The 13,961-nt window shown below is 49.0% G+C and carries 10 protein-coding genes; 5 read left to right on the forward strand and 5 right to left on the reverse strand.

Features of this window, described 5'->3' with window-relative positions; all coding sequences use genetic code 11:
- Positions 1-70 precede the first annotated feature (70 nt).
- The 4 genes from cysT to QUA36_RS23535 all read left to right on the forward strand — a co-directional run bounded on the left by cysT (position 71) and on the right by QUA36_RS23535 (position 8,400).
- On the forward strand, positions 71-931 hold the full coding sequence (gene cysT, locus QUA36_RS23520) for a sulfate ABC transporter permease subunit CysT (protein ID WP_333459287.1): 861 nt from the start codon (positions 71-73) through the stop codon (positions 929-931).
- On the forward strand, positions 921-1,799 hold the full coding sequence (gene cysW / locus QUA36_RS23525) for a sulfate ABC transporter permease subunit CysW (RefSeq protein WP_333082990.1): 879 nt from the start codon (positions 921-923) through the stop codon (positions 1,797-1,799). Before cysT ends, cysW begins: the two co-directional genes overlap by 11 nt.
- Positions 1,800-1,984: 185 nt before the next feature.
- Complete coding sequence (locus tag QUA36_RS23530) at positions 1,985-2,344, forward strand: NIL domain-containing protein (RefSeq protein WP_015174211.1); 360 nt, start codon at positions 1,985-1,987, stop codon at positions 2,342-2,344.
- Positions 2,345-3,054: 710 nt separating this feature from the next.
- Positions 3,055-8,400 (forward strand): DUF4347 domain-containing protein, encoded by a 5,346-nt coding sequence (locus tag QUA36_RS23535; protein WP_333459288.1) that lies wholly within the window; start codon positions 3,055-3,057, stop codon positions 8,398-8,400.
- 145 nt (positions 8,401-8,545) lie between these two features.
- Here the strand turns inward: QUA36_RS23535 and QUA36_RS23540 are convergent, their stop codons facing one another.
- Positions 8,546-8,926, reverse strand: coding sequence for a cytochrome c (locus tag QUA36_RS23540; RefSeq protein ID WP_333161682.1), 381 nt, complete (start codon positions 8,924-8,926; stop codon positions 8,546-8,548).
- Between the two features lie 180 nt (positions 8,927-9,106).
- Between QUA36_RS23540 and petG the strand changes: the two genes are divergently transcribed.
- Complete coding sequence (gene petG, locus QUA36_RS23545; RefSeq protein ID WP_006632329.1) at positions 9,107-9,226, forward strand: cytochrome b6-f complex subunit V; 120 nt, start codon at positions 9,107-9,109, stop codon at positions 9,224-9,226.
- 100 nt (positions 9,227-9,326) lie between these two features.
- Here petG and QUA36_RS23550 read toward each other — a convergent pair whose 3' ends face one another.
- From QUA36_RS23550 to QUA36_RS23565, 4 genes are all read right to left on the reverse strand, one after another.
- Complete coding sequence (locus tag QUA36_RS23550) at positions 9,327-9,545, reverse strand: hypothetical protein (protein WP_333161685.1); 219 nt, start codon at positions 9,543-9,545, stop codon at positions 9,327-9,329.
- 22 nt (positions 9,546-9,567) lie between these two features.
- On the reverse strand, positions 9,568-10,650 hold the full coding sequence (locus QUA36_RS23555; protein WP_333459289.1) for a glycosyltransferase family 1 protein: 1,083 nt from the start codon (positions 10,648-10,650) through the stop codon (positions 9,568-9,570).
- Between the two features lie 92 nt (positions 10,651-10,742).
- Complete coding sequence (locus tag QUA36_RS23560) at positions 10,743-11,813, reverse strand: glycosyltransferase family 1 protein (protein WP_333451235.1); 1,071 nt, start codon at positions 11,811-11,813, stop codon at positions 10,743-10,745.
- Between the two features lie 14 nt (positions 11,814-11,827).
- A complete protein-coding gene (locus QUA36_RS23565) occupies positions 11,828-13,957 on the reverse strand; it encodes a glycosyltransferase (RefSeq protein ID WP_333459290.1) in 2,130 nt (709 codons plus the stop codon).
- Between the last annotated feature and the right edge of the window lie 4 nt (positions 13,958-13,961).

Below are 13,961 nucleotides of genomic sequence, written 5' to 3' on the forward strand. Positions count from 1 at the left end.
TTTAGGCAATTATTTTTGGTAAAACCCGACCCTACAGCAATTATTTTTTCCAACTCAAAACTATTGACTTATGGCTGGATCATCTGCAATCAGTAACCCTCAATCTCCAATTCAGCATATCAAAAAGGCGATCGGCAAAATCACATTACCTTGGGGAATCACCCTAGGCTACCTCAGCTTAATGCTATTGCTCCCAGTTGCAGCAATGCTGCTGAAAGCCAGCACAGCAAACCCCGCCGAATTTTGGGCAATTGCCACCAGTCCGATCGCCCTTTCCGCCTACGATGTCACCTTCTTTACGGCATTAATTGCGGCATTAATTAACGGAGTATTCGGCACATTAATTGCCTGGGTATTAGTCCGCTACGACTTTCCCTTAAAACGGATTGTCGATGCAATCGTCGATTTGCCTTTTGCACTGCCCACCTCCGTCGCCGGTTTAACCCTCGCCACCGTTTACAGCGATAACGGCTGGATTGGTTCGCTTTTTGCACCTTTGGGAATCAAGATATCGTTTACTCGATTGGGCGTAGGTATAGCGATGATATTTATTTCTTTGCCATTTATCGTTAGAACCGTACAGCCAGTTTTAAACGAAATGGAAAAAGATATCGAAGAAGCAGCTTGGTGCTTAGGTGCTTCTCAATTTGAAACCTTCTGGCGAGTAGTTTTGCCGCCGCTATTTCCGTCTATTTTAACCGGAGTAGCACTCGGATTTTCGCGAGCGGTTGGCGAGTACGGCTCTACTGTAATCGTAGCTTCTAACATACCGTTCAAAGATTTAATCGCACCAGTATTAATTTTCCAACGGTTGGAACAGTACGACTATGCAGGAGCAACAGTTATCGGCACTTTCATGTTAGCTATTTCCCTGGCAATGCTGTTCGCCATTAATCTCTTACAAGCATGGAGAAGACGCTATGACGGCTAATATCAATTCACCCGCTGGTTACAAATTTCCGCCCAGTGGTTCTAGCCGCAGTCAGGAAAAAGCTTGGGTAAAACCAACTTTGATCGGAATTGCGATCGGCTATCTCGCTCTGGTCTTATTTATCCCCACTCTCAACGTTTTTTATCAAGCTTTCAGAAAGGGGTTTGAGCCATTTTTGTCTAACTTAACCTCGCCGGATTTTCTGCACGCAGCGCAACTTACCCTGGTAATTTCTCTGATAGTTGTGCCTATAAATACAGTATTCGGTTTGTGTGCAGCCTGGGTAATTGGTCGCAATAAATTTCGTGGCCGCACGCTATTAATCAGCCTTTTAGACGTGCCTTTTGCCATATCTCCCGTAGTTGCAGGTTTAATGATTGTACTGCTTTACGGTCGAGTGGGATGGTTCGGGCCATGGCTGGAGGCGGCCAATATCAGGGTTATTTTTGCCTTCCCTGGAATGGTGCTGGCTACTGCTTTTGTTACCTTGCCTTTTGTGGCGCGCGAAGTGATTCCTGTTTTGGAAGAAGTGGGAACAGATCAAGAAGAGGCGGCGAAAACTTTGGGAGCAAATGACTGGCAAATTTTCTGGAATGTCACGCTTCCGAGTATTCGCTGGGGATTGCTTTACGGAGTAATTTTGACCAATGCTAGAGCAATGGGAGAATTTGGAGCCGTCTCTGTGGTGTCGGGAAATATTGCTAAAAAAACGCAAACTTTGCCTTTGTTTGTAGAGGATGCTTACAAGCAGTACGCGACGCAAGCCGCATTTTCAGCGGCGGTAGTTCTCGGTCTTTTAGCAGTTGTTACCCTGGTGCTTAAGGAGATTTTAGAACGAAAAACTAGGATCAAAGAAGTTGAAGAATAGTCATTAGTCATTAGTCATTAGTCATTAGGGCTTTAGGGTGCGCTGTCAACCTCATCCCTCAAACCAGTCATTATTAACCTGCGACGCTATCGACAATCTGGTTGGAATATCGAAAATATCGCAGATCCGCACCCTACAAGATATTGGTGCAAAATGTAAACTGAAACAAACATCAGGAGGCTCAAATGTTAGCTCACAACACTAGCGAATCTGAATTTGAGGCGATCGGCGATTTTCACAGAACCCAAGAATCAGATATTCCCCACTCTGATAGTGGTGACAGCAGACCAACTCAAACCCGCATTCGCATTCGTGTTCCTAAAGAGTACCATCAGGAACCTGTAATCTCTAACCTGATTTCTGAATACGGTTTGACGGTAAATTTTAATGCCGCTTTATTGGGTGTCAAAACTTTAGATGATGGTTGGTTTGACTTGGAACTTAACGGTACAAGTAAACAGATTGAAACGGCTCTGATGTATCTCAATGATTTAGATGTGGAAATCTGGAGCAATTCCAATAACCCGGATGAAGAAACTTGGTAATTAGTGAGCCTTGGACGCACACAACTGGAAGAGGAGTTAATATTCGGGAATGCACCCCTAATTTTATTTCTTCGAGCCGGTTAATTGAGTCTAACAGTCTTTAGGAATGTTAGTCATGAGTCAGCCTATCTATTCCTGTAAAATAACTGTTATCAAGGTTCTAGTGAGGAATGCAAGCCTTCATAAAACTCAGAGGACTTGCATTTCTTGCTACAAACCGATTTGATTGCGGTTGTTCGTTAGCGAAGCCCTCGAAGAGGATCGCACATACATATCATTCAGCAGCCAACCACTACCAAATAACACCAGCTTACAGCTAATAACCGTGATTGATGACTCTTGATTAACAAATATCGATCGCCATCAGTTAATTATTTGATTGACAGTTTTTATAAAATCTGGTACTTTGTCCATCTCTGGCATATCAATAAACAGCGCGCAATTCTTCTCCAACATTAATGTAACAGCCGGAACAATATCCCCTTTAAAACTTCTAAACAATCAAACTAACTCAGTTAGGGCATGGCAGCATAAAACAACGTTTTTGTCAATATTCAATTTAGGTGAAAGTTAGGTGAGGTAAAACTCAGGGGCGATCCTCTTAGAGGGCTTGGCCAACGACTCTCATCCGCGCTGGAAAAAGATCGATGGCTGCTGCGGTTGGTTTGTGATATGAATTTGATGTGTGCGTGTACCAGGAGAATTTGAACGTGGAACTGTATAAAGAACCGAAACACCAGATAGTTTTTGCAGATTCAAAAGTTAAAGATTGCGAAAGTTTAACAGAAACGGTCAATCCCGATACAGAAATTGTTATTCTGAATGCCGATCGCGACGGCATCGAGCAAATCGCCGAAACACTTAAACAGCGGCAAAACATTGCAGCCGTCCACATTTTGTCTCACGGTGCAGCAGCCAGCTTGCAACTGGGAGCAACAGAACTAAATCTGTGCAACATTGAAAGCTACCGCAATTATTTAGAAACATGGTTTGCTTTGCCAGCAACTGAGGCAAACTCTAACTCTCCAATTACAGCTAAACCCGAAATTCTGCTTTACGGTTGCAACGTCGCCGCCACAGAAGCAGGTGTCGCCTTCGTCCAAAGGCTGAGCCAGCTCACGGGAGCAAATATTGCCGCTTCCGACAACTTGACTGGGAATGCTGCGTTGGGTGGAGACTGGGAACTCGAAGTAACTACGGGAAACATTGAAACACCTTTGGCATTTTCGGCGGAGGCGAGGGAAGCTTATAGTGCAGTTTTAGTCGCCACATTTGGGGAACTGCGGGATGCGATAACTCTGGCTAACGCTTTGCCCAATGCAGACACGATCGCCATCACAGGCAACATCGCCTTCGGGGTGGGACAGGTTCTGCCCAGGATTTCCACCCCCATCACCTTTACCGGCGGCGGTTTCACCCTAGATCTCGGCAATAACCGGGGCTTTTTTGTAGACAGCGCGACTGCCCCAGTCAGCTTTTCCAACCTGACACTGACCGGTGGTCGAGCGCAAGGCGGTGCCGGTACGGGCGGCGGCGGCGGTGCGGCCGGCATGGGCGGCGCACTATTTATCAACAGCGGCACTGTCACAGTTAACAGCGTTACCTTCAATGGCAACAGCGCTACCGGCGGCGCGGGCAGCCCCCCCCCCGTCGCACCCGCAGTCGCAGGCCCAGGCGGCAACACCGATTTTGCAGGTCTGTTTCCCTTCGTTTCCGCAGGCGGCCCCGGTCAAACTGGTCTTCCCGGCTTGGTAAATAACGGCGCTGCAGGTGGACCCGGCGGCCCGGGCGGCAATGGTGGCGCTGGCAGTGGCGGATTGCCAGGAACTGGTCTTAACGGCGGAATTGGTGGCGCGGGAGGGGTTGGTGGCAGCGGTACACCGGGCGGTACTAATGGCGGAGTTGGCGGCCCTGGCGGTGCTGGTGGCGCTGGCGGCCTCGGAGGAGGAGGCGGAGGAGGAGGCGCCGGCGGCGCTGGTGGCGTCGCCGGCAGTGGCACAGTAGGTGCAGCCGGCCCTGGGGGCATGGGCGGCGCTGGCGGCTTCGGAGGCGGCGGCGGAGGCGGCGGCGGGGGTGTTGGCGGCAACGGCGGTGTCGGGGGCTTCGGAGGCGGCGGCGGCTTCGGTACAGTAGGCGGAGCCAGCACGACAGTCGGAGCTTTTACTCCCGGCGGCACTGGCAGCCCAGCCGGTGGGGGTGGCGGTGCTGGTTTGGGAGGCGCAATTTTTGTTAATACTGGCAGTTTGACCCTGAACAACAGCACTTTGTTCAGCAACACAGCAACCGGAGGCGCGGCTGGCGGTGTGGGCGCTACACCGGGCCAGGGCGCGGGTGCGGCGATTTTTGTCAACAGCGGCGCTACTGCAACTCTGACTAACAACACCATCACTGCTAATACTGCGACTGCGACTGCTCCTGCTCTTGCTGTCGGTGGGGGCATTGCTACTAACGGCGGTATTGTGGATCTCAGAAATTCGATCGTCGCCGGGAATTTGGGCGGCGCGAATCCTGACGTGTTTGGGACATTCGCCGCCACCAGTATCAACAATTTGATCGGGAATCTTGCTGGCAGCACTGGCTTCGCAGCCACCCAGCAACTGACCGTTCCTCTAGCAAATGTCATCGCCCCTACCGCAGCATTGAACCAGGCTACAGGCGTTCCCGTGACTTATGCTTTGGCTGACAGCACTGGGACTCCTAATCCGGCGATCGATACTGGGGATGCCACGGCTGCGGCTGCTGCTGGCGCGACGGACCAGCGGGGTGCTGGCTTTCCCCGGACGATCGGCACTGCTGTTGATATCGGTGCTTATGAATACGGCCCGATCGTCACAGGCGTTAAATTCAACGACCTTAACGGGGATAGCCTGCAAGGTGCCGCGGCGACTGAACCAGGTCTTCCGGGCTGGGTGATTTCTGTAGGTACGAAGAGCGCTACTACCGCAGCCGACGGCACTTACATCCTCCGCGACGTAAAAACAGATACTCCGATTACAGAAGCGCCACCCGCTGGAACCCCTGCGACTGCTTGGGTGCAGACTCTCGGCCCGACTCCGGCAAATACGGGTATTGTGAATGTCACCGGTGCCAATTTCGGCAACTTCCAACTGACATCGATCGCAGGCAAAACCTACACCGATCTCGCGGGCAACGGCTTCACGCCCGATGACACCGTATTAAACGGCATCACCGTTAACTTATACAAAGATACCAACGCCAACGGCACGCTAGAAGTCGGCACAGATACTGTTGTGGGCACTGCACAAACCACTGCGGGAGCCGGAGATTACACATTCTCGGAGATAGGCCCCGGCAATTACCTGATACAAGCCACTGCCCCAGCCAACTCCAGCATCTCTTTCCCCGCTGCAGCAATTCTCGTTAGTGCCCAAAGCGGTACTCCCGTCACCGGTCAAAACTTTGGCGTTTTCCAAAACATCACCGTCAGCGGCACCAAATTCACCGACCTCACAGGCAACGGCTTCTCTGCTGACGACACCCCCCTCAACGGCACTACCGTTCGCTTGTTCAAAGATACTAACGATAACAGCACTTTAGATACGGGTGACGCGGAAATCGCCTCTCAAGTTACCGGGACAGCGCCAGCGGCTGCTGGGACGTATAGCTTTGCCAACGTCGGCTCCGGTCGGCACTTTGTGAGAGAAGACGTACCGACGGGATTCTCACAAACCGCCGGGCCGACTTTTTATCCAATTAACCCAGTCAGTGGCACAAACATTACGGCTCAAGACTTTGGCAACCTCCAGTTGGGCAAAATCAGCGGGATTAAATTTAACGATCTCAACAAAAATGGCGTCCAAGATGGGCCAGAAGAACCACCGCTAGGAGGCTGGACAATTTACTTGGATGCCAACAATAACGGTGTGCAAGACGCAGTAGCAGCCGAAACAGGCACTAACGCCGCCGTCACCGATGTCGCCGGTAACTACCAGTTCACAAACCTGCCAGCCGGCACTTATACAGTGCGGGAAGTGCCACAAACAGGCTGGACGCAAATTGTGCCCCCCGTCAACGAAGCTACGCCTACTCTTTCCGGCGCGTTTACGATCGCCGTCACCAGCGGCACAGACTCCCAAAACAACAACTTCGGCAACTTCAGACCCAACTCGATTAGTGGTCTTAAGTTCAATGACCTCAACAGCAACCGGGTACAAGATACCGGGGAACTAGGGCTGGCCAACTGGCAATTCTTCCTCGATACCAATGATAACGGCACTCTCGACACCGGGGAACCGAACACCCTCACCGATGCCGCCGGTAACTACCAATTCCTCGATTTATCAGCAGGAACCTACAAGGTGCGGGAAGTCTTGCAGCCTACTTGGACGCAAACTACCCCCGACCCGGATGACATCACTGTCACCAGCGGTCAAGACATCGCTAATATCAACTTCGGCAACTTCCAGTCGAGCACTATTAGCGGTCAAAAATTCAATGACCTCAACAACAACGGCGTTAAGGATGCCGGAGAATTGGGACTAGGTAACTGGCAAATATTCCTCGACAGTATCACTCCCGATGGCATCTTTCAGCAAGGCGAACCGACTACCATCACTGATGCAGCGGGCAACTACACTCTCCGAGATATACCCGCAGGTACTTACCAGGTAAGGGAAGTCCAGCAAAACGGCTGGACGCAGACGACCCCCAACCCCGCCCCCGTTACGGTTAATCCCTCCGATAACATCACAGGCATTGACTTCGGCAACTTCCTGCCGCAACCCGGGGCGATCCGAGGTCTGAAGTTCCAAGACACCAACAACAATGGCACTCAGGATGCTGGAGAACCCGGTTTACCCAATTTCCAAATTCAGTTAACCAATGTTGTAGCTGGAACTGCTCCTGCTCCTGTTACCACTACCACAGACAACAGTGGCAACTACCTGTTCGCGAACCTAACGCCGGGAACCTACCGCGTCAGGGAAGTCAATCAAACTGGGTTTACCCAAAGCACACCCCAACCCGCCGACATCACCCTAACTTCGGGCGCTATTGTCAGCGGGATCAACTTCGGCAACTTCCCAGCGCCGACGCCGACTCCGACGCCGCCGCCGACTCCGACGCCGCCGCCACTGCCACCTGTACCGACGCCGACGCCTGCACCTGCACCTGCACCGACGCCTGCACCGACGCCGACGCCTGCACCTGCACCGACGCCGACGCCTGCACCTGTACCGACGCCGACGCCTGCACCTGTACCGACGCCGACGCCTGCACCTGTACCGACGCCGACACCTGCACCAACGCCGACAGATTTGGTTTGCCCTGATGACTTCCCCAGGATCGCTACTCCCAATGAGCCCGGCACTCCTTCAGCGGGTAATGTGCTCAACGGCCCTAATGGCAACGATACGATCGTGGGTAGTGCCGGCAATGACTCTATCTTCGGGTTGAGCGGCAACGATTTGATCTTTGGTCGAGGAGGCGGTGACTATATCAATGGCAATATGGCCAACGATACTGTCTACGGAGGCATCGATAGCGATACTCTCTTCGGTGGCAAAGGCTTTGACCTGATTTTTGGCGATCGCGGTAACGATACGATTTTTGGCAATCGTGGCAACGACTCTCTTTCTGGCGATGAAGGCAATGACTTATTGTACGGGGGCAAAGCCGATGACGTAATGTTGGGAGGCGCTGGCGACGACGTGCTATTTGGCGATCAAGGCAATGACACTCTCTGCGGCGGCGAGGGTAACAATACCTTAATTGGCGGCAGCGGCGATGATTTGCTCTTTGCTGACACTGGCGATGACTTGCTCTTTGGTGGCATTGGCAGCGATACCCTCGTCGGTGGCAGTGGCAGCAATGGCTTTGTCTTGTCAGCGGGCGGAGGAATTGACACGATTTTCAACTTCACCGCAGGAGTTGATTCGATCGAGTTGGTGGGAGGCTTGGACTTCAATCAACTGTCATTAACCGAAACTAATGGCTCGACGGCGATCGGAATCGCTAACAGCGACCAGATTTTGGCTATACTGACGGGCGTACAGCCGAGCCAGTTATCGGCTCAGAGTTTTAACTTGCTGGTTTAGTCTGCAGATAAAACTCGGCAGTTACAGCCGAGCATACACTTGCCTGCCGTCCCTGCAGAGAGGGACTAGCGGGAAGCAGAACCTCTAAGCATGGGTTTCGAGGCTCTGCCAAAGAAGGGGAACGAATTCCGTTCCCCTTCTTTGGTCAAATTTGTTCGAGATACTTCAGCAAGTCGGCCATTTCTTGCGGACTCGGTTGAAACTGCGGCATTGGTGGGGTTTGCCCGCTGGTGACTTGCCGGATCAGATCCAATTCGGATTTGCGATCGGACACTCCGTGCAAGTTGGGCCCGACTTGACTGTCTGAAACGGAGATGTGACAACCCGCACAGTTCATTTGAAATATGGCGGAACCCTGAAGCGGGTTGCCCGTGAGGGATAGGACACTTTTGACGTAAGGATCGGCGACTTGAAATTGACGTATTGTGAGCGTAGCCAAGATGATGACAAGCAACACCGCTAGCACAAATATGGCAAGTCGCTCGATCGGGTTTTTAATTTCATTCCTGGCAAGTTGGTTATTCAAAGGAGTTCAATTAAAAATAGTATCTACAAGAAAATTTATTTCTCATAACATAGCTTAATCGTTCGCAGCGGGGAGAGCAAGATCTAATACTCCCGGAAGGGCGTTTTTCGGGAAATTCATCTGTGTAAGTGCTGGTAATATTAAAAATAGGTTGTTAAATCTTAACGTTAAGGAGCTCTCATGGTAGAACCGCTGCTTTCAGGTATTGTTCTGGGTCTAATCTTTGTTACTCTGGCGGGGCTGTTTTTTGCTGCTTATCAGCAGTACAAGCGCGGCGATCAGTTGGGTATCAATAAGTAAAAGAGGCTACAGTCCCTAACTCAGGCTGTCAGGGGGAGGGGGAATTGGGAATTGGGAATTGGGAATTGGGCATGGGGGATGGGGCATGGGGCATTGGTCATTAAATCGGCCTACTTCCTTCTTCCCTCTTCCCTCTTCCCTCTTCCTTCTTCTCAACATCCGTTACATCCCTTACATCCGTTACCAAATCCGTTGCCGAACTTCCCTCTTCCTTCTTCTCGAAATCCCTTACATCCGTTACATCCGTTACCGAATCCGTTGCCGAACTTCCCTCTTCCTTCTTCTCAACATCCGTTACATCCCTTACATCCGTTACCAAATCCGTTGCCGAACTTCCTTCGTTAAAGATATCGATCGAGAATAGCAGCAGTTTCCAAGCCTGTTTTTTCCCAGCTAAATTGTTTTGCTCTGGCTAAACCGAGCTCCCGCAAGTGCGATCGAACTTTGGCATCGACTGCAAGCTCTTGCATAGCCGAAGCAATTTCCTCGACGCTGTAGGGGTTGACTAATAAGGCGCCGTCCCCCGCCACTTCGGGCATTGAAGACAGGTTAGAGGTGATGACAGGAGTGCCGCAGGCCATTGCTTCGAGCACGGGGAGGCCGAATCCTTCCCAAAGACTGGGGAAAACCAGGGCGATCGCTTGGTTGATGACTTTGAGCAAGTCGGCCGCGGGAATGTAATCTAAGAATTTTACTCGATCGACCAATCCCAATTCTTGAACCTGCGCCTTCAGCAGCGGCGTATAGCGTTTGTCTTCCGAACCTGCTATCCACAATTCGTATTCGGAATTATGATGCAAAGCAGCAAAGGCTGCTACAACTCGCTGCACGTTTTTATAAGGATTGTGGCGGCCGATATAAAGAAAATAATTGCTTGTTGGTAAGTCTAAAAAACGGAAAAAACTGGTATCATATCCGGGGAAAATTGGCGTAATTAAATTAGTAGGAATCTTGCAAAAATTAGCGATATCTTTGGCAGTTGATTCCGAGTCGCAGATGACGTGTTGAGCCTGCCGCAGCACTTGGGGAATGTAATAGCGGTGGTAAGGCGTCAGAGGATCGAAGCGGCGGGGAAATCGCAGCGCTATCAAGTCATGTACTGTAATTATATAGCGGCAACCTGCAAATAAAGGAGCTTCGGGAATTGGGGAAAATAACAGGTTTGATTTTAGCTGTTTGTAAATTTTGGGGAGTTGGGTTTGTGTCCACAGCAATCGGTTGATGTGTCCTTTGGTTCCTTGTTCTGGTGTGAGGTTTGGGGGGATTTGGTAGCAATTACTATTGGGGAATTTTTCGGCTGTTAGTAATGTTGGATTGAGGGATTTTAGATGGGGAAATAGGTTTTTGGCATAGATGGCTAAGCCGGTTGGTTTGGAAATTAGGAAGGAAAGGTTGATTAGTAAGTTAGATTGGGGATTGGGCATGGGATAATATGTAGATTGCGGTTTTTGGTGGGATTTTTTTAACCGCAGAGGGCGCAGAGGACGCAGAGAGGAGAAAGGAAGAGAGGGAAGATTTAAAGATATTGTTGTAAGATGTTGGCGGTTGCTGTTCCGGTTTTGTGCCAGCTAAATTGAGATGATCTGGCTAAACTAGCAGTTTTTAAGTTCGATCGCACTTTTGAATCTGTGGCTACTGTTTGCATGGCTTCGGCTATTTCTCCGACGCTGTAAGGATTGACTAATAATGCGGCATCTCCGGCTACTTCTGGCATCGATGACAGGTTGGATGTGATGACGGGTGTGCCGCAAGCCATTGCTTCTAAAATTGGTAAGCCGAATCCTTCCCAAAGTGTAGGGAAAACTAGGGCGATCGCCTGATTCATCAATACGGGCAATTGAGAATAAGGAACGTAACCGAGAAACTTTACCAAAGATTGTAAACCTAATTCTTCAACTTGTGCTGTCAACTGCGGCGTGTAGGCATTGGGAGGCCCTGCTAGCCACAATTCGTAATTTGTGCGATCGGGCAAACTCGCAAATGCAGCAATTAATCTTTCTAAGTTTTTGTAAGGATCGTGTCTACCCGTATAAAGAAAATAATTTTTGGTTGGCAAGTCGAGATATCTAAAATTAATATTATCGCAAGCTAGGGGAATTGTGGTCATTTTCTCAGGCGGAATGTGGAAAAAATTAGCAACATCTGCCGCCGTTGCTTGAGAATCGCAAATAATGTGTTCTGCTTGCCGCAAAACCTGCGGTATGTAGTAGCGGAAATAAGCTGTTAATCTAGAAAACCGTTGGGGAAACCGCAAAGGAATTAAATCGTGAACTGTGACAATGTAGCGACAGCCGGAATACAAAGGTGCTTCGGGAATTGGGGAAAATATCAGGCTTGACTGCAATTTTTTGTAAATTTTAGGTAAGTTGAATTGAGTCCACAGCAGCCTGTTAATTTGTCCTTTCGGCCCTCGATCCGGAGTCAGGGTTTCTGGAATTTGATAGCAAGTATAATTGTCAATTTGCTGGGAAGTAAGTAATGTTGGTTTTAGCTTTTGCAGTTGCGGGAAAAGATTAGCTGCATAAGTTCCGATTCCCGTTGGTTCAGGACTTAAGAAGGATAAATTGATTAAAAGTGGGTTAGACACGCTTGAATTAGCCTTTAAGTTCGATCGAGCATTTGAGCTATATCGGCAGGATTTGGCAGCCGAATTGTAGCATACTCTTGATGAATAATATCAAAAAAACTATTGACTTTTTTTTCAAAATGTGCAAGTCTAAAGTTCTGACTGCGTTGCTGTGCACCAGCTTGAAGTTCTGCTAGCAAATCAGGATTAACAATTAGTTGATGTGAATGCTGACAAAGTTCCTCAACGGTATTGAACACAAAGCCCGATCGCCCATGTTCGACAATTTCCGGTTGGCCGCCGCCGTTGAAAACAATCGGAGCACAACTGTTGTGCATTGCTTCCACAGTCGCCATCCCGAAATGCTCAAATCTTTGAGGATTGACTTCACCCAAACCGCAGCCGTGCCAAAATATGCTTGCTCTAGCATAAAGCGATTTTACCTCATCGAAGTCAACATTGACTTTTAGCTCGATCGCCCTTGAATCTTGCTTCAATAAATTCTGAACAGTCTTTAAATAAGGATTTTTCGGAATGCTGCTGCCAACTAAAATTAGTCGCCATCCTTGAAAATCTTCGGGGTAATCCGCTAGCAAACTGCGGAAAGCTTTAATTAGTTCAATTTGCTTTTTTGTTCCCCCAGCTTCAAACTGTCCCACCGCCAAAATTATGTTTTCTTTCGGCACTTTAACTGTTGCCATTTCCACGGGCGGATAAAGCAGAAAAGTTGGCTGTAGGTTCCAGCGTTTCTCCAACCACTTGACGGTAAATAGACTGTTGGCAATAATGAAAGTGTAATCATCGACAGCAAAGTGACGGTTGCGGAAGGTATTGGGAAAGTGACAGAAAAATACTGAGATTGGCGACAGTGGTTTAACTTTTTCCAGTTGGTTCGCGTTGATGAAAATATCGTAGTTTTTGCTTTCTCTGGCAATTTCATCAAAGGGATTTTCCATATCCTCCACGATGATGCTGGAATCGATGCACTGCATTCCGCGTTTCTCATAAAACGCCAAGGGAATAATTTTAATTTTGCATCCTGAAAGGTTGAGTCCGTACCACGATTCTAAATCGGAAACAGCAACTGGTTTGTTAGCAATAAAAGTAATGTCAAATTCATTTTGTAACAGCGAGGCGAGGGTAGCGACGTATTTTTGACCGCCACCAATAAAATGCAGCCCATGATCGTAAATGGCGATCGACATTTTGCGATCGCCCCGAACCACCTGCAATCGAGACAAAATGCGATCGATCTTCAGGCGACTGTAAATCACCGCCAACTTTTCCGACAACTGCGGCAATACAGTTTCAATGATTTCTGGTTTCTGATAATCAAGCAGCTTTTTAATCGCTACAAATAAACTATCGAACAGCAAATCGTACTGCTTGTTAGTAAAAAAATCAGAAGTATGAATTCCTTTGACTAATTGCAAAGGTTCATGTTTTGCCAAATACAAAAACCGATTGCGGTTGCAGAAATACTCGGTAAGTTTGCTGCCTTTACTCGAACCTCTATATTCGTGATGGGCGATAGCGGCGGGAGTATAAAGCATTTTCCAACCGCGTTTGTGGCAGCGTTGGGCAAACTCTACATCCTCAAAATACATCACAAAATCTTCATCTATTGGCCCCACATCTTCGAGACATTTCCTGCGGAAAAGCACCGCCGCCCAACAAAGCCCTTCGACTTCCCGTTCTGTATCGTACTGTCCCGCATCTTTTTCGCCAAAACCGACATCTTGCCAATAAAAATTAGGTAATTGCTGAATACCCGCGCTGTTAATTCGCCCGTCTTTAAACAACAATTTGCCGCTAGCCGCACCTAATTCTTTATTAGTTTCTAGCCGTTTTACAAGAATCTCTAACCAGCGACTGTCAAGGGTAGCATCGTTATTTAGAAATCCGATATATTGCCCTTTTGCTTCGCTGATGCCGAGGTTGAGGGCTTTCGCAAAGTTGTTGGCAGTATTGACAAAAACCCGAGCTTTGGGAAATAGTTCGCGCAGGGAATTAACGGAGTCGTCTTGAGAACAATTATCAATTACAATTAAATCTAGTTGCGATTCGGGATACGCAAGTTTTTGTAGAGATTTTAAGCAATCTTTGGTGTGGCGCAGACCGTTATAGTTGACTATAATTAAGGAGCATATGGGCAGTGTGGTCATCTTT

Source organism: Microcoleus sp. Pol10D4, from assembly GCF_036701555.1.
Lineage (GTDB): Bacteria > Cyanobacteriota > Cyanobacteriia > Cyanobacteriales > Microcoleaceae > Microcoleus.